Below are 15,461 nucleotides of genomic sequence, written 5' to 3'. Positions count from 1 at the left end.
GCATGGATGCCGGGTTCGTTCAGAATCCCATTCCCCGGCCGGTCGAACGCATCACTTCGACTCCCGCCGGAATGATGAAGCGGAAGGTGAGGTCGGAGACGCCGCGGTTGATGCGCAGGTCGCTGAATTCGATCAGGGTGGTGTTGCCGTTGGGATCGGTCACGTAGCTGGAAAGGATGGGAAAAAACCGGCCGGTCCTGCCGTTGCCAACGAAGTCGTCGACCGCGTCCTTGTCCACCACCAGCTTCATCTCCCGGATCAGCGAAGAGACCCGGCGCGGACGCAGGCTGAGAATCCAGTTTCCTTCCACGTCCCGGTTCGGCTCGGCCCAGGTGATGAGGAAATCGTGCGAGATATTGCCCAGGCCGGTAAGAAAGGTCATTGGATCCTCCTGGCCGGCCTGCCGGGTCAGCTCGATGTCGCTCTGGATCACCTGCCGGTTCTCCGGCAGGTAGACCCACAGGGTCTCGCCGTCGGAGATGATCTCCTGGTTGGTGGGCTGCCGGTACTCCCAGCGGAAAAGGGTTCGGGGGACATGCCGGGTATCGAAGCGATCGAAGCGAACTGTGACGAAGCCGCGTCCCCGCTGTACCTGATCGAGGGAAGCGATGCGCGATTCCTGAAAGAACTCCCCCTCGAAATCGCGAATTACCTCCGCCGGCGGGGTGTCGGCCCGGAACGGCCTCTCCAGGGTCTGAATCACGTCCCGCAGGCGGACGCTCGCCGCCGTCGCCTGCGACAGGGGAAGCAGAAGCAGCAACACCATCCAGATGCAGGTCAGTCGTCTCATCGAACCTCTCCTTGTTCTTTCGCCGCCATGCGGCGTCAGATGATCCTGATTCTATCACGCCCCCGGCTCAGGCGCACCAAAAGTTTGCCGTCGTTCAGAAGCAGTTCGCAGGTACGGCCGTGGCTGCCGCCGACATCCTCGGCCACCAGGGGGATACCCAACCGCGACAGCTCCTGGCGGGCCATCTGCACGTTCCGCTCGCCGACGCTCTGTCGCGACGACAGGCCGGGGAACATGGTGGCGCCGCCGGCCAGCTTGGCCTGCAGCCGTTGTGGCGCCGCTCCGGCCTCGACCAGAGCGGCCAGCAGGGCTTCGACGGCGCTCGACACGTACTTGCCCGGCCGTTCTCCGGCCTGCCCGGACTCGTCGCGCGGCAGCAGGGCATGGGCGAAACCGCCCAGGCGCAGCTCCGGATCGTACAGGCTGATGGCGAGACAGGACCCGAGACCATAACCGACCAGCCCCGCCGGAGCCCTGGCGATCCGTATCTCGGCGATGCCGACCCGCTGCCGCCGGCTCAAGCGTCACCTCCGGCCGCTCGCAGCAGAACGTCAAGGGTGCCGGGGTCGGGCAGCAGAAAAAGGTGTCCCCGCACATCCCTTTGCCGGTCACTGCTGGTGAAACGGGTTTCCAGCACCAGTGCCAGATCGCCGTGTCGTCCCAGTTCACCAAGCACCTGGTCGACCACCGCCCCGGCCATGTCATGAGCCATGAACGGCACCGATGGCCGCAGATCGAGCTTCAGCATGCCGCCCAGCACCGACAGATAGGACGAGGCGATGATGTTGCCCAGCTCCATCAGGGCCGAGCTTCCCATGTCGCTGTCGATGGCGTGCCGGTCGTCGGCGAACAGCAGCTGCAACAGCCGATCGGCGCTGGGTTCAGACAAGATCAGCAGCAGATGGCCGGACGCCTCCCCTTCCAGCCTGAAGACCACCCCGGCCACCAGCTGTTCCGGCCCGCCGATGAAATCGGGCACCTCGGCCAGATCGATGACGGCCACATCCGGCACCTCGAGCATGACCGGCTGTCCCACCATCTGCGACAGGGCCGTGGCCGCGTGCCCCACGCCGATGTTGCTCAGCTCGCGCAGTATGTCCTTCTGCCGTTCGGCCAGTCTGCCGAAATCCATGTATCCCCCTAGGCGGCATGTTCCGCCGCCGGTCGTCCCGCCTCAAGCAGTCCCTGCGGATCGATGATGAAAACCACCCTGCCGTCGCCGAGCACGGAAGCCCCGGTCAGTCCCGGCAACCGGTCGAGGGGGAATTCCAGGCTCTTGACGAACACCTCGTGCTGGCCAATCAGCTGGTCAACAACCAGCCCGACGCGCTGCCCCCGCATCTCGACCACCACCAGCGGCACGTTGCCGGCGACGGGACGCCCCGGCATGCGCAGCATCTTGCGCAGAGAGAGGAGCGGCAACACCTCCTCGTCGAGCCGCAGCACCAGCTGCCGGCCGGACGACTGCAGCTCGTCCCTGGCCACCTCGAGGGTTCGGTGCACCCGGGTGATGGGGATCGCCACCTGGCAGTCGCCGACGGCGACCAGCAGAATCTTGATGATGGCAACCGACAGCGGCAGCCGAAGCAGGATGCGTGTCCCCTCGCCGGGAGCGGACAGGATCTCCATGTCGCCGCCCAGATGCTCGACGGCGGCCTTGACGACATCCATGCCGACACCGCGGCCGGAGGTTTCGGTCACTTGCGCGGCGGTGGAAAAGCCCGGCCGGCAGAGCAGGGCGAACAGGTCGCGCTCGCCCATGGCGCGCAGCCGCTCGGCGTCGACCAGCCCCAGCTGCACCGCCCTGGCCCTGACAACCTCGGGGTCGATGCCACGGCCGTTGTCGGAAACCTCGATCAGCACCAGGTCCTTCTCCCGCCAGGCCCGCACCGCGACCACTCCTTCTTCTTCGATGCCGTGATCGACGGCGTTGCGCAGCATGTGGATCAGCGGATCGGCCAGCTCCTCGAGAATCGACCGGTCGAGCTCGACCTCCTCGCCGGCGATGCGCAGTTCGACCCGCTTGCCGGTCTTGCGCGCCAGGTCTCGCACCATGCGCGGCAGCCGGCCGGTGATGCTGGCCAGGGGCATCATCCGCACCTGCAGTACGCGGTAGTGCAGATCGTCGACCAGCAGCGAGAGCTGATCCAGCCCCGCCTCAAGGTCCGCGACGGCCCGTTCGCGATGGGCGGTCTGCAGCCGTGTGCGCGTGGTCAGCAGTTCGCCGGTCAGGTTGATCAGCTGATCGAGCAGTTCGGTGCGGACCCGTACCGAACGCTCGCTGTCCTCGCGCCGGCGGCGCGGCAGTTCGGTCCCTTCCTGCTCCGTCTCGTCCTCGCGCCTCACACCAGCGATGTCGGCCATCGCCAGGAGGGCTGCGTCGATCCGCTCGGCAGCGGCGGAGCTGCGCAGAACCACCCTGAGGGTCCGCACCGGCGCCCCCTGCAGCAGCGTCTCCCGGTCGGGTCGGACCTGGAGCACCTCGCCGACCCGTTCCAGTTCGCGCAGCGCCAGAAGGGCCCGGGCGGCAGGGGCCACGGCATGTTCGGCGATGTCGATCAGCAGGATCGTCTCTGCGGGAGAGGACTTCGGACCGTCTTCGTCCACATCTTCGACGATCAGGGCGTTGGCCGGCAGCTCCTCGATTCCCACATCGACGGCAGAATCAGCAGGGTCAGGCGCCGGTTTCCCCTCGGCGGCAAGGGCCTCGAGCTGTTCTTCCAGCCGATCGCAGCCCCTGAGCAGACGGTCGATCGCCTCCGGCGAAATCCGGCCGGCCCGGCGGCAATCGTCGAGCAGATCCTCCAGGGCGTGCGCCTGCTCGGCCATCTCGCCGTAGCCCATGGACGCGGCCATCCCCTTGACCGAGTGCGCCTGGCGAAACAGGGCGGCCAGGACGTCGGCGTCGTCCGGCTGTTTCTCCAGCTCCACCAGCAGGCGGGACATGCTGTCGAGATGTTCCCGGGTTTCACTGAGAAACAGCTCCCGGTATTTTGCCATGTCCATAGGTCGTTCCACGCCGTCACCGCCTACTGCCGGGAAAAAACCCGGCGGGCGACCTCCAGAACCCTGCTCTCCTGAAACGGCTTGACGATGAAATCGAGCGCGCCGGCGGAAACCGCCTCGACGATCAGGCTCTCCTGCCCGAGGGCGCTGCACATGATGACCCTGGCGTCGCCGTCGAGGGCGACGATTTCCTGCAGCGCCTCGATGCCGCTCTTCAGCGGCATGACGATGTCCATGGTCACCAGGTCAGGCTGCAGCTCGCGGTAACACTCCACCGCCTCGACACCGTTGGCCGCCTCGCCGACCACCTCGAAATCATTCTGCCGGGAAAAGATGTCCCGCAGCATGTTGCGCATGAACAGGGCGTCATCGACAATCAGTATCCGGTAGGGCATAACTCATGTCTCCTGTACCTGAATCTGTGGGCTCATGCCGGATAAAGAGTGCAAGTGCTTGGCCTGAATGCGATTTTCAAAAATCTGAGGCGCACCCATAGGTTCGCTGATGATTTTTGGAAAGTGCAGACAGATCAATGACTTGTGCTATTCACCAGTAATGAGCTCACTGATTCAGGCTGTAATCAGTCACGGTCGAGCCGGTCGAGCAGCGCCGTCAGATCGAGCAGATGGATCATCCGGCCGCAATGGTCGAGTACCCTCTCCACGCAACACTCGGGCAGCTGCCGGCCGTTTGCAGGACTGTTGTCATCATCCGGTTCGACGATCTCCCCCAGGCGGGTGACACAGAAACCGAGCCGGGCGGCCCCGCCGTCGATGACAATCATCTTGCCATCCCTCGGCCCTGAGACGAACCCGAGTATCCCGGGCAAATCGAGAATGGGCAGAATGGTCCCGTGACAGTTGATCGCGCCGAGATACCACGCGGGCGCCGAAGGGATGGGGTAAAGACCGGCCGGTTCCACCACCTCCTGGATGGAAGACAGCGGCAGGCCGTACAGCTCGTCGCCCAATTCGAAGGTCAGAACCTTCTCCATCGGTGCTCAGACCTTTTCGCTGCCCAGATGAAAGCGGCTGACCATGGCCAGCAACTCTTCGGCCAGCGTCGAAAGCTCCTGGGCCTGGTGCGCCATCTCCTCCATGGAGGCCGACTGTTCCTCGCTGGCGGCCGAAACCTCCTGCACGCTGGCGGCATTGTCGGAAATCACCCGCGAGATCTCTTCCATCGCCGTCACCATCTTCCGGGCGCCGTCGGTCTGCTTGCCGGCGAGATCGGCGATGCTGTTCGCCTTCTCCCGGGTCGCGGCGGCGGTTTCGATGATCGCCTCGAAGCTGGCGCCGGTGCGATCGACGGCGCGATGCCCGGCCTCGACCTCCTGCATGCTGAGCTGGATGGTGTCCAGCACCTTCTGGTTCTCTTCCCGGATCGCCTCGATCAGGCGGGTGATCTCGCCGGCCGACTGGCTGGTCGAGTCGGCCAGCTTGCGGATCTCGTCGGCGACCACGGCGAAGCCGCGACCGTATTCACCGGCCCGCGCCGCCTCGATGGTGGCATTGAGGGCCAGAAGATTGGTTTTCTGGGCGATGCCGGTGATCACCTCGACAATCCGCCCGATCTGCTGCACCTGGTTGCCGAAGGCGACGATCTGTTTGCCGCCTGTCTCGACCGACTGAAATACCTGCCGCATCCGCTGCATGGTCTCCTGGGCCACCTGTCCCCCTTCTTCGGCGGTGCTGGCGGTCTGCCCGGCGGCTTCCTCGACCTTGCGGGCGGACGCGGCCACCAGATCGATCGCCATCGCCATCTCCCGGATCAAGACCGAGGTGCGTTCCACCATCTCGGTCTGCGTTTCGGCGCCATGGCTGATCTGATCCATGGTATTGGCCACTTCGTGCGCCGAGGCGGTCATTTCACGTGAGGTCGCCGACAGGGCCTGCGCCGCATCGGCGGTCTTGACCGAGGTGCCGCGAATGTAACCGACCAGCTCGCGCAGGCTGTCCACCACGGTGTTGAGGGAATTGGCCAGATCGTAGGTTTCGTCCTGAAAAAATGTCTGCCGCAGCCGCACGTAGCGGGACAGGTCCCCCTTGCTCAGACGCTCGGCCGCCTCGCGCAGGCTGCGGATGTTGGCGGTGAAGACCTTGGAAAATATCCAGCCGAGAAGCAGGCCGACCAGCAGGGCGACGGCGACCGTCACCAGCTGCCGGTACTGCTCGGGCAGGCCGGTGTGCGGAACCAGCAGGTTCAGCAGCACGATCGACCAGACGACGATGATGAAACCCATGACGAACTTGTAGCTGATGTCAACACGCATCTTCTCTCTCCCTGGCAGCCCTCATGGCGAAAGCCGGCAACGATAGATCCGCTCGGTGGCGAACAGGGGCTCGAACCACTGGCGGGGTTCTCCGATGATGGTCTCGGCGCTGCCGAGAACCAGAATCCCTTCCGGCGCCAGCGCCGCGGCCATGCGGCGCAGGATGCGCTGCTGGTCGATCCGGGAAAAATAGATCATCACATTGCGGCAAAGGACCAGGTCGGCTGCCGGATAGGGCCCTTCGTCGAGCAGGTTGTGCAGTTCGAAGCGCACCTGCCGCCGAATGCGCTCGCAGAGCCGGTAGCGCAGGCCGTCCCGGTCGAAATAGCGCTCCAGAACCTCTGGCGGCACTTCGCTGAGGCGATGCAGTCCGTATTCGCCGGCACGGGCCCTGTCCAGAACCTGCGGGCTGATGTCGGTGCCGAGCACCTCGACCGTCAGTCCTTGCGGCGCCAGTTCGTCCATCAGCAGCGCCAGGGAATAGGCCTCTTCGCCGCCGGCGCAGCCGGCGCACCACAGGCGCAGGGTCCGGTCGGCGCGCTGCAGCGCCTGCCGCGCCAGCTGCGGCAGGACGTCCGCCTCGAGCCGGGCGAAAATCTGCGGATTGCGAAAAAACTGGGAGACGTGAATGGAAATGGCGGCCAGCAGGGCGTCGATCTCCTCGTCCTGCGCCGTCAGCCGCGCGATGTAGTCCGCTGCCCGGGCAAGGCCACAGGCCCGTATCCGGGCGGCAATCCGCCGTCGGATGCACTGGTCCTTGTACATCCCCAGGTCGAAGCCGCGCCGCGCGAGCAGCAGCTGGCGGATACGGTCGAAATCCTCCTCCGCCAGATCGCTGCCGACAAAGGGGGCCGAATGGCCGCTGCCTCGGTAGCCGGTCAATTCTCCCTCCATGGAACTCAACCGCAAGCAAACATCAGTCCAACTTGCCGCTTCGGCGTCTATTTGCCGATGGCGTGCCTAAATCCCGCCGGCTCCGCCCGCCGTCGTTCACCGTCGGCATCGACCAGCCAGATGGCGCGCGGTTCGTCGACAACACGGCCGATCACCGACAGCCTCACCCCGATCCCGGCGGCCAGCGCCTGCAGTCCGGCGACCCCGGACGCCTCGGCCGCCAGCAGCAGTTCGTAGTCCTCGCCGCCGCCCAAGGCCAGTGCGAACAGGCCGGGGTCGTCCGCCAGAGCGCGTCTGAAGGCGCCGGATAGCGGAATCTTCGCCGTTTCGATTTCCGCCCCGACCCCGGACGCGGCCAGGATATGGCCCAGATCGCCGATCAGGCCGTCCGACAGGTCGATCATGGCATGAATGCCGGCGGCGGCCAGCCGCTTCCCCAGCTCGACCCGCGCCCGCGGCCGGTGGTGGCGTTCGGCGATCTCCGGCGGCGGATTCTCCCCCCGCTGCAACAGCCGCAGGGCCAGGGCGCTGTCCCCCAGCTCGCCCGAAACCAGCAGGCAGTCGCCGGCCCTGGCGCCGGAACGGCGGACGATCCGCCCGGGGGCGGCCGTGCCGAAAGCGGTCACTGCAACTGTCAAAAATTGTTGGGACCTGCAGGTGTCCCCGCCCACCAGCGCCACCCCGTAATCAGCCGCCGTCCGGCAGAAACCGGCGATCAGCGCGTCGAGCTGTCCGGCGGCGAAGTCGTCCGGCACCCCCAGGCCGAGCACCAGGGCGAGCGGCCTGGCGCCCATGGCCGCAAGGTCGGAAAGGTTGACGGCGACGCTCTTGGCGCCCAGATCGGCGGCACAGGTCCAGTCGCGACGGAAATGAACGCCTTCCAGCAGCAGGTCGCTGGTCACCAGCAGCCGTTCGCCGGCGGGCGGATTCAGAACGGCGCAGTCGTCGCCGATCCCCTCTTCGACCTCGAGGCAGGAAGGCGCCAGGGCGCGGATGCGCTCGATCAGCCTGAATTCGTCAGTCACCGCCCCCCCCGGCGGCGTCGCGCAGCGTCAGCGCGAGCACCTCGTCGATGGTGCGCACCTTGACGAAGCGGAGCTTCTTGCGCACCGGAGCGGGAATGTCGGCCAGATCCTTCTCGTTGCGGGCCGGCAGCACCAGGGTCGGGACATGCGACCTGGCCGCCGCCAGCGCCTTCTCCTTGATCCCGCCGACGGGAAGCACCTTGCCTCGCAGGGTGAGCTCGCCGGTCATGGCCACGTCCTTGCTGACCGGCCGGCCGGAAAGGGCGGAGACCAGCGCCACCGCCATGGTGATGCCGGCGCTCGGACCGTCCTTGGGAATGGCGCCGGCCGGAACGTGAATGTGGATGTCCCGCTCGGAAAAGTCCGGGACGATTCCGAGCCGGTCGGCATTGGCGCGGGCGTAGCTGAGCGCCGCCTGGGCGCTCTCCTTCATCACCTCGCCCAGATGGCCGGTGAGGGTGAGGTTTCCCTTGCCCGGCATCACCGACACCTCGACGTAGAGGATCTCGCCGCCGCTCTCGGTCCAGGCCAGCCCGGTGGCCACCCCGACCTCGTCCTGCTTCCGCTCCTCCTCGGGGAGATAGCGCGGCGGGCCAAGCAGCTTGGGAAGCATGTTTTCGCCGATCAGCACCCGCTGGCGGTTCCCCTCGGCGAAACGGCGGGCGATCTTGCGACAGACGCTGCCGATCTCCCGCTCCAGGTTGCGCAGGCCGGCCTCGGAAGTGTAGCCGGAGATGATGCGCAGCAGGGCCTTGTCCGAAAAGCGCAGGTCATCCGGCTTCAGGCCGTTGGCTTCGAGCTGGCGCGGCACCAGAAAGCGCCGGGCTATGGAAAGCTTCTCCTCGGTGGTGTAGCCGGCCAGATGGATCACCTCGAGCCGGTCCTTCAGCGCGCTCGGAATCGGATCGAGCAGGTTGGCGGTAGCGATGAAGAGGACATGGGACAGGTCGAAGGGAATATTGATGTAATGGTCGGAGAAGGCATGGTTCTGCTCCGGATCGAGCAGCTCCAGCAGCGCCGCCGAGGGATCGCCGCGAAAATCGGCCCCCATCTTGTCCAGCTCGTCGAGCATGAAGACCGGGTTGTTGCTGCCGGCCTGCTTCATCCCCTGGATGATGCGGCCCGGCAAGGCGCCGACATAGGTGCGGCGGTGACCGCGGATCTCGGCCTCGTCGCGCACGCCACCGAGAGAGATGCGGACGAATTTACGGCCGAGCGCGCGGGCGATCGAGCGTCCGAGGCTGGTCTTGCCGACCCCGGGCGGGCCAACGAAACAGAGCACCGGCCCCTTCATCTCTCTTTTCAGCTTGCGCACCGCCAGGTATTCGAGAATCCGCTCCTTGACCTTCTCCAGGTCGTAGTGATCTTCGTCGAGCACCCGCCGCGCCTTCTCCAGGTTGAGATTGTCCCGGGTGCGCACGCTCCAGGGCAGCTCGACCAGCCAGTCGAGATAGGTGCGCAGGATGGCGTACTCGGCCGCCTCCGAATGCATGCTCTCCAGCCGGCGCAGCAGCTTTTCCGCCTCCCGGTTTGCTTCCTCGGGCAACCTGGCCTTCGCCAGCTTCTCGCTCAGCTCGGCGACATCCTCGGCCCGGGCGTCGGTCTCGCCGAGTTCGGCCTTGATGGCCCGCAACTGCTCGCGCAGAAAGTACTCGCGCTGCGTACGGCTCATCTCTTCCTTGGCCAGGTTCTGGATGCGGGTCTGCATCGCGGCCACTTCCAGTTCCTTGGTGAGCGTGTCCTGCACCCGCCGGAGCCGTTCCAGCGGATCGATGGTTTCGAACAGGGCCTGCGCCTCCGCCACCTTCAGCCCGATGTTGCTGGCGACCACATCGGCCAGGCTGCCCGGATCCTCGATATTCTCCAGCGCGATCATCACCTCGGGGGGCATGTTCTGCCCCAGGTTGGTGAGCTGGGCCAGCTGCTTGCGCACGGTGCGCATCAGCGCTTCGATCTCCAGCGGGTCGCCGCTGACCTCCGGTTCTGGAATTGGCTCGACCTCGACGGTAAAGCAGGGACTCTCCCCCAGGTAGCGCAGGATGCGCCCCCGACCGAGCCCCTGAACCAGGATCTTCACCCGGCCGTCCGGCAGCTTCACCATCCGCATCACCATAGCCGCGGTGCCGACGGCATAGATATTGTCCGGCGACGGATGCTCCTCGACCAGCTCCTTCTGGCTGGCCAAAAAGAGAAGCCGGTCGCCGGCAAGAGCCTGCTCCACTGCCTGCAGCGACTTCTGCCGGCCGACAAAGAGGGGGATGATCATGTAGGGAAAGACCACCACGTCCCTGACCGGCAGCAGGGGCAGGATCCCCGGAAATTCCATCTCCGTCTGTTCGGCTGGATTGGCCACGTTGCCTCCCTGGTCGCTCGATGCAGGGTGCCGCCCGAAGTGCCGGACCGCGCACCTGCCCGATCTTGCCAATTTTAGACCCGGCAAGAAAAGAGTCAAGAAATTCGGAAACTTTCCCTGCTTTCGCCAGTGATACGCCCATCCGGTCCGAAGCGGCGTTCGACAACCAGCAGCCGTCCCGTCGCCTCAAGCAGCAGAACGGTCGAGGAACGGGTGCCGTATTGTCCGGCACAGATGAAAACCGGCGACAGCGCCCGTTCCATAGCAAGCCCCACCCCGGTGTCGGGCAGCTCGTCGTCGGCGGCCGGGGTCCGGTCGCCGAGCAGGGCGAACAGGCCCGCCGCCAGCTCCTCCCCGGCAAGGCGACGCCGCAGCAGCCCGGCCAGTCCCTTTTTGCCGCGGCGCACCTTCGGCCAGGGGGTATCGAGCCCGGCGTTGCTCAGGCCGTACAGTCCGTCCCGAACGGGCACCACGCCCTGGCGGCGGTTGCTGCCATAGAAAAGATGGTCGCCTTCGCCGACAATCAGGTTGAAGCCGGACCGGCGACCGCTGTCGGCCAGCACGTCCGTCAACCAGCCGGCGGCATCGGTCTCCGAGCGGAGAAAATCCCTGACCAGCAGGCCGCGCGACGGCCCCGGCTCCGGCAGACGTTTCGGTTCGCGAACGTTGGAGACCAGCGCCAGCCGCCCGCTCCGGGTCACCCCGAACCAGGTGCCGCCGGCCTGCAGGTCCCGTCCGCCCCAGATGTCGGGCGCGTCCGGCCAGAAAGCCGCCGGGGCTGACGGCCGTTCATAAAACTCGTCGCGGTTGGCCGCCAGCACCAGTCGGTAACGGTCATCGGGACGTATGGCGAAAAGAATGAGACACATGCGGCAATTCTCGCATGAACGGAGCCTGCCGCCAAGGATGGCAAACAAAAAACCGCCGCGAAAAGCAGGCGGGTGAGATTGCTGCGATTCAAAAGAGTTCAGAAGTGAGACAGGGCGCACCTCAAGCTGAACATCGCGCCGAGGGATGAAGAGGAGACCGCTAACAGAGACGTCAGCGACCAGCCGCGACATCGTCGAAAACTCTCAGGCCACGTCTTCGTAGCGTTTGCGGTAGCGCGGCCGTTCGACGATGAGAGAGCGGATCTCACCAACCTCGGGAACCCTTCCGGAGATGCGAACGAAATCGTCAACCACCAGAGCCGGCGTGACATAGACACGGTTGTCGATCATCTTGCGGACATCCTTGTAGACATGAACCTCAGCCTTGACCGCCAGATCGTCGAGTGCCTGCCGGACGTTTTCGAGGGTTTTCTCACAGCGCTCGCCACAACCGGGCTTGCAGAGAATGTCAATGCGCATGAGTCGCCTCCTTTCGGTCAAAAAGATGACCTCTTTAGTCATCATTATAGTCCCGGCGGTGGGAAACGCAAGCAAGATTTTCTCACATCTTGCGCTGATGCATCGTCAACGGTAGCCGTCAAACAGCTCGGGAAGAAAATCGCCGAACCGCTTCGTCCGTCGCTCAGAGTCTGGGGGGAGGGGTATCGCCGTAGATAGTCCGTAGCGCCCTGCGGACACGCGCCTGCAGGCGGATGGCGTTGATCGGCTTGGCGATGAAATCGAAGTAGCCAAGATCCAGCACCCGGGCCTCCTCCTCCGGCGCGCTGCGGGAAGAAAGTCCGATGACCGGTATCTTGCGGGTGCGCGCGTTGGCCTGCAGGCTGCGGAACATCTCGTCGCCGGTGAGCCGTGGCATCACCGTGTCGGCGATGATCAGGTGCGGCAGCTGGTTGAGGGCCTCCTTCAGCCCCTCGGCGCCGTTGGTCGCCTCCAGCACCTGGTAGCCCTCCCGTTCCAGCGCCGCCCTGATGGTCGCCCGCACCATCTCCTGGTCATCGACCACCAGAATGGTCCACCAGTTCTGGTCCATTCTCGGATCCTTGCCGAGATAGTGCCGGTTGACGGCGGCAACGATCTCTTCGCGGGTGGTGACGCAGGGAACGATCGACAGGCCGGTGCGAAAGGCCAGCTCGTCAATGGTTTCCATGTCGAGGGGGTTGACCATGGCCAGAAAGAGACGCCGCCGGTCGAGCTTGAGGGGAAAGATCAGTTTCTTCAGGCAGGTATCGCCGTCGACGAGCTGCAGCAGATCGGCGGAAAAGCTGTGGGCGGCGATGTCCCGCACCGTCTTCAGGCCGAACTGTCGCGCCAGCACCACGGCAACGTCGCGTTCGGTGATGACGCCGCTCTCCTCGAGAATCTCGCCCAGGTGCTTGCCGCTTTGGCGCTGCTTTTCCAGCGCCTGCTGCAGGGTACGTTCCGTCAGGACCCCTGCTTCAACGAGTATTTCGCCGAAACGCTTGCGCTCGGACATCCATGCCCCTTTCCGCCCCCTCCTGTCGATGGATGAATACGGGCTTTTCCCTTCTTTTCGGCCCTCACCCAACTATTCTTTAGCAATACCGTCGCTGTCAACCGGCAAATAATAAAAAAGCAAGCCGGGCTTCACGCCCGGCTCAGGCTGTTCGAGAACTCAATGCACGGTCTTGATGGCGATCTTCTTCGGACGGGCCGCCTCGGCTTTCGGCAGATGCAGGGTCAGCACTCCGTCCTTGAGTTCGGCCTCGGTCCGATCAGGGTCGATGCTGTCGGGCAACCGGAACTGCCTGAAGTAACCGGCGACAGCAAATTCCTCGAACAGCCTTTCACCCTTGTCGTCATGACCGGCCGCCCCCTCGATGGTCAGTACGCCCTGGTCGATGTCGACCTTGAGATGGTCCTTGTCGAGACCCGGGACATCGGCAATCAGGGTCAGGCCTTCGTCGGTTTCGAAGATGTCGACCGCGGGGGTCAGATAACGGTCACGGGTACGCATCTCCTCACGGGTCAGTTCTTTATCCTGAGTCAGGGTCAGAGTCCTCTCGCTCATGGCTTCTCTCCTTTTCGCAGAATTTTGTTCTCGATTGCGTCGTCTTCCGTTCAGACCCTCAGCGCGCCTTGATGGCGATGCGCTTCGGCTTGGCCCCTTCCGCCTTGGGGAGAGTCACCTTCAGCACGCCGTTCCGGTATTCGGCGCTCACCTTGTTGGCGTCGATCTCCATCGGCACCTCGATAGTGCGCAAAAACTTGCCGGCGCCACGTTCACGGCGATGCCAGGTACGACCGTCGCTTTCATCCTCTTTCCGTTCGCCGGAGAGGGTCAGGGTGCTGCCGACGACGCTCATGTCGAGATTCCGGACATCGACGCCGGGCAGCAACGCTTCGAGGTAGTAGTTGTCGGCATCTTCACGGATATTGATCCTCGGATAGCGACGCGTGCCGACCCCCGGCAGGAAAGGTGCGTCGAGCATCGGACCGAACCCGGCCCCCCGGAACAGCTCATCCATTTCCCTGCGCAGATGTTCCATCTCCCGAATCAGGTTCCAGCTCAGCATCTTTCTATCCTCCTTCTGCTTGATTGGTTTCGTTCGCGGACCTTGCGGCCCGTTGGCGCCCATTGTCCATTACAATCGCCATGCCAGCCGCCCTTCCACAGAATTGTCCTGTCATTTCGGCATGTTACACAGCCATCACCTCCCGACGTCACGAACCGCGACGTTGCCGGAAGGTGCGTCACGACAGTTGCGACAAAAGATGCGACAGGAAAGGACGTGGCCGAAAGAAGGAGAGATTCAGCCCTGCAGCGATTCCCGGTCGAGACCGAGCTTCTGCAGGTGCCGGTAGAGGGTGGCCCGGTGAACGCCGAGGATGCGGGCGGCGGCGGCGATGTTGCCGCCGGCGGCACGAAAGGCGGCGCGGATGCTCTCCTCGTCGAGATTGGCGGGGCGGGTCGATGGCCGCGGAACCTGCTCGACGGCGCGGGGAGCCAGCAGCGGCGTCGTGCCGGCATCGAGCAGCTTCCGCTCCGACACCAGGGGGAACGGTGGCGCGATCGGCGTTTGCGACGATGGAGCGGTTCCCCACTCGCCGGGAGCGAAATCCTGGCGTTCGCGCACCCACTCGGCGAAGGCTCGGGCGCCGATCACCTCCGACTCGGTCTCGATGTAGACCCGTTCGAGAACATTGCGCAGCTCGCGGATATTGCCCGGCCAGAGATAGGATTCGAGCAGGGCCATCGCCTCGGGCGTCAGGCGCTTGACCACCTTGCCGTACTTGCGGTTGAAACGGTCCAGGAAGAAATCAACCAGGGCCGGAATATCTTCCTTGCGTTCGCGCAGCGGCGGCAGGTGAATGCGCAGCACGGAAATCCGGTGGTAGAGATCGGCACGAAACCGCCCGTTGCCGACCGCCCGCTCGAGGGGAACGTTGGTGGCGGCCACGATCCGCACGTCGACCTGCTGTTCACGCTCGGCGCCGACCCGCTCAATGCGACCGGTTTCCAGCACCCGCAGCAGCCGGGTCTGGGTGTGCAGCGGCATGTCGCCGATTTCGTCGAGAAAGAGGGTGCCGCCGTCCGCCCGTTCGAACCGCCCGCGGTGCGTGCGCACGGCGCCGGTAAAGGCGCCCTTTTCGTGGCCGAACAGTTCCGATTCGAGCAGTTCTTCGGATATGGCCGAGCAGTTGACAGCGACGAAAGGACCGGAGGACCTGGGGCTGGCCTGGTGCAGGGCGGCGGCGACCAGCTCCTTGCCGGTGCCGGTCTCACCGGTGATGACCACCGCTGCGTCGGTGGGACCATACTTGCCGATCTTGCGCAGAACCTCGCGCAACGCCGAGCTCGACCCCACCAGGCCGTAGGTGGTTTCCACCGCACCGGGGCGGGGAACCTGCCGCATGTAGGCGGCGATCCGGTAAGCGGAATAGTCCTCCGACAGGCCCAAAGGCTCGAGATCGAGCCGCACGTGGGTCGAGCCGTCGGGCAGGCGCAGCAGGATGTCGTTGAGCAGGGCGTCACGCTCGACGGTTTCGCGCAGCAGCTCCAGCAGCGACGGCTGGCTGTCGGCGAACAGGTGGCCCACATCCCGGCCACAAACACTGTCGACGCTGACGCCGAGACGTTCGGCCAGCCATGGGACACAGCGCTCCACCCTCCAGCGACGGCCGTCACCACACAGAACCATGTCGGGACTGACAGCGGGCAGATGTTCGATGGTTACCGGAGTGGTCTGCATGACATAGACAATGTAACCGC

16 protein-coding genes are annotated in these 15,461 nt (G+C 64.9%); all 16 read right to left on the bottom strand.

Going from position 1 to position 15,461, the window contains the following annotated elements:
- Positions 1-19: 19 nt before the first annotated feature.
- The gene (locus tag EDC39_RS09920) at positions 20-790 is read right to left on the bottom strand and encodes a LolA family protein (protein ID WP_148896224.1); all 771 of its coding nucleotides are present in this window, start codon (positions 788-790) and stop codon (positions 20-22) included.
- 35 nt (positions 791-825) lie between these two features.
- Complete coding sequence (locus EDC39_RS09915; RefSeq protein WP_148896223.1) at positions 826-1,311, bottom strand: chemotaxis protein CheD; 486 nt, start codon at positions 1,309-1,311, stop codon at positions 826-828.
- Positions 1,308-1,922, bottom strand: coding sequence for a chemotaxis protein CheC (locus EDC39_RS09910; protein WP_148896222.1), 615 nt, complete (start codon positions 1,920-1,922; stop codon positions 1,308-1,310). The genes EDC39_RS09915 and EDC39_RS09910 overlap by 4 nt, the downstream gene beginning before the upstream one ends.
- A gap of 8 nt (positions 1,923-1,930) precedes the next feature.
- A complete protein-coding gene (locus EDC39_RS09905; RefSeq protein ID WP_148896221.1) occupies positions 1,931-3,808 on the bottom strand; it encodes a chemotaxis protein CheA in 1,878 nt (625 codons plus the stop codon).
- An 11-nt stretch (positions 3,809-3,819) separates the two neighbouring features.
- Positions 3,820-4,191 (bottom strand): response regulator, encoded by a 372-nt coding sequence (locus tag EDC39_RS09900; protein ID WP_148896220.1) that lies wholly within the window; start codon positions 4,189-4,191, stop codon positions 3,820-3,822.
- A 185-nt stretch (positions 4,192-4,376) separates the two neighbouring features.
- Positions 4,377-4,790, bottom strand: a complete 414-nt coding sequence (locus EDC39_RS09895) for a chemotaxis protein CheW (RefSeq protein ID WP_148896219.1) — start codon at positions 4,788-4,790, stop codon at positions 4,377-4,379.
- A gap of 6 nt (positions 4,791-4,796) precedes the next feature.
- Positions 4,797-6,068, bottom strand: coding sequence for a methyl-accepting chemotaxis protein (locus EDC39_RS09890; protein ID WP_148896218.1), 1,272 nt, complete (start codon positions 6,066-6,068; stop codon positions 4,797-4,799).
- Between the two features lie 21 nt (positions 6,069-6,089).
- Complete coding sequence (locus EDC39_RS09885; protein WP_187426736.1) at positions 6,090-6,950, bottom strand: CheR family methyltransferase; 861 nt, start codon at positions 6,948-6,950, stop codon at positions 6,090-6,092.
- A gap of 59 nt (positions 6,951-7,009) precedes the next feature.
- Positions 7,010-7,987, bottom strand: coding sequence for a thiamine-phosphate kinase (thiL, locus tag EDC39_RS09880; RefSeq protein ID WP_148896216.1), 978 nt, complete (start codon positions 7,985-7,987; stop codon positions 7,010-7,012).
- Positions 7,980-10,313, bottom strand: a complete 2,334-nt coding sequence (gene lon, locus EDC39_RS09875; RefSeq protein ID WP_148896247.1) for an endopeptidase La — start codon at positions 10,311-10,313, stop codon at positions 7,980-7,982. The genes thiL and lon overlap by 8 nt, the downstream gene beginning before the upstream one ends.
- Positions 10,314-10,435: 122 nt before the next feature.
- Positions 10,436-11,209, bottom strand: coding sequence for an NRDE family protein (locus EDC39_RS09870; protein ID WP_148896215.1), 774 nt, complete (start codon positions 11,207-11,209; stop codon positions 10,436-10,438).
- 204 nt (positions 11,210-11,413) lie between these two features.
- Positions 11,414-11,689, bottom strand: a complete 276-nt coding sequence (locus EDC39_RS09865; protein ID WP_148896214.1) for a thioredoxin family protein — start codon at positions 11,687-11,689, stop codon at positions 11,414-11,416.
- A gap of 163 nt (positions 11,690-11,852) precedes the next feature.
- Complete coding sequence (locus EDC39_RS09860) at positions 11,853-12,704, bottom strand: response regulator (RefSeq protein ID WP_148896213.1); 852 nt, start codon at positions 12,702-12,704, stop codon at positions 11,853-11,855.
- Between the two features lie 159 nt (positions 12,705-12,863).
- Positions 12,864-13,259, bottom strand: a complete 396-nt coding sequence (locus EDC39_RS09855) for an Hsp20/alpha crystallin family protein (RefSeq protein ID WP_148896212.1) — start codon at positions 13,257-13,259, stop codon at positions 12,864-12,866.
- A 58-nt stretch (positions 13,260-13,317) separates the two neighbouring features.
- Positions 13,318-13,764, bottom strand: a complete 447-nt coding sequence (locus tag EDC39_RS09850; protein ID WP_148896211.1) for an Hsp20/alpha crystallin family protein — start codon at positions 13,762-13,764, stop codon at positions 13,318-13,320.
- Between the two features lie 237 nt (positions 13,765-14,001).
- Positions 14,002-15,441 (bottom strand): sigma-54 interaction domain-containing protein, encoded by a 1,440-nt coding sequence (locus tag EDC39_RS09845; RefSeq protein ID WP_148896210.1) that lies wholly within the window; start codon positions 15,439-15,441, stop codon positions 14,002-14,004.
- Positions 15,442-15,461: the final 20 nt, after the last annotated feature.

The organism is Geothermobacter ehrlichii (genome assembly GCF_008124615.1).
Lineage (GTDB): Bacteria > Desulfobacterota > Desulfuromonadia > Desulfuromonadales > Geothermobacteraceae > Geothermobacter > Geothermobacter ehrlichii.
The sequence above is the reverse complement of the archived record's forward strand: the minus strand, read 5'-3'. Positions and strand labels throughout refer to the sequence as shown.

Excerpts from the sequence above, each read along its gene's own strand:
- EDC39_RS09860 (WP_148896213.1), bottom strand. The coding sequence starts at position 12,704 with ATGTCCGAGCGCAAGCGTTTCGGCGAAATACTCGTTGAAGCAGGGGTC.
- EDC39_RS09850 (WP_148896211.1), bottom strand. The coding sequence starts at position 13,764 with ATGCTGAGCTGGAACCTGATTCGGGAGATGGAACATCTGCGCAGGGAA.
- EDC39_RS09870 (WP_148896215.1), bottom strand. The coding sequence starts at position 11,209 with ATGTGTCTCATTCTTTTCGCCATACGTCCCGATGACCGTTACCGACTG.
- EDC39_RS09865 (WP_148896214.1), bottom strand. The coding sequence starts at position 11,689 with ATGCGCATTGACATTCTCTGCAAGCCCGGTTGTGGCGAGCGCTGTGAG.
- EDC39_RS09920 (WP_148896224.1), bottom strand. The coding sequence starts at position 790 with ATGAGACGACTGACCTGCATCTGGATGGTGTTGCTGCTTCTGCTTCCC.
- EDC39_RS09895 (WP_148896219.1), bottom strand. The coding sequence starts at position 4,790 with ATGGAGAAGGTTCTGACCTTCGAATTGGGCGACGAGCTGTACGGCCTG.
- lon (WP_148896247.1), bottom strand. The coding sequence starts at position 10,313 with ATGGAATTTCCGGGGATCCTGCCCCTGCTGCCGGTCAGGGACGTGGTG.
- EDC39_RS09855 (WP_148896212.1), bottom strand. The coding sequence starts at position 13,259 with ATGAGCGAGAGGACTCTGACCCTGACTCAGGATAAAGAACTGACCCGT.
- EDC39_RS09890 (WP_148896218.1), bottom strand. The coding sequence starts at position 6,068 with ATGCGTGTTGACATCAGCTACAAGTTCGTCATGGGTTTCATCATCGTC.
- EDC39_RS09900 (WP_148896220.1), bottom strand. The coding sequence starts at position 4,191 with ATGCCCTACCGGATACTGATTGTCGATGACGCCCTGTTCATGCGCAAC.
- EDC39_RS09910 (WP_148896222.1), bottom strand. The coding sequence starts at position 1,922 with ATGGATTTCGGCAGACTGGCCGAACGGCAGAAGGACATACTGCGCGAG.
- EDC39_RS09845 (WP_148896210.1), bottom strand. The coding sequence starts at position 15,441 with ATGCAGACCACTCCGGTAACCATCGAACATCTGCCCGCTGTCAGTCCC.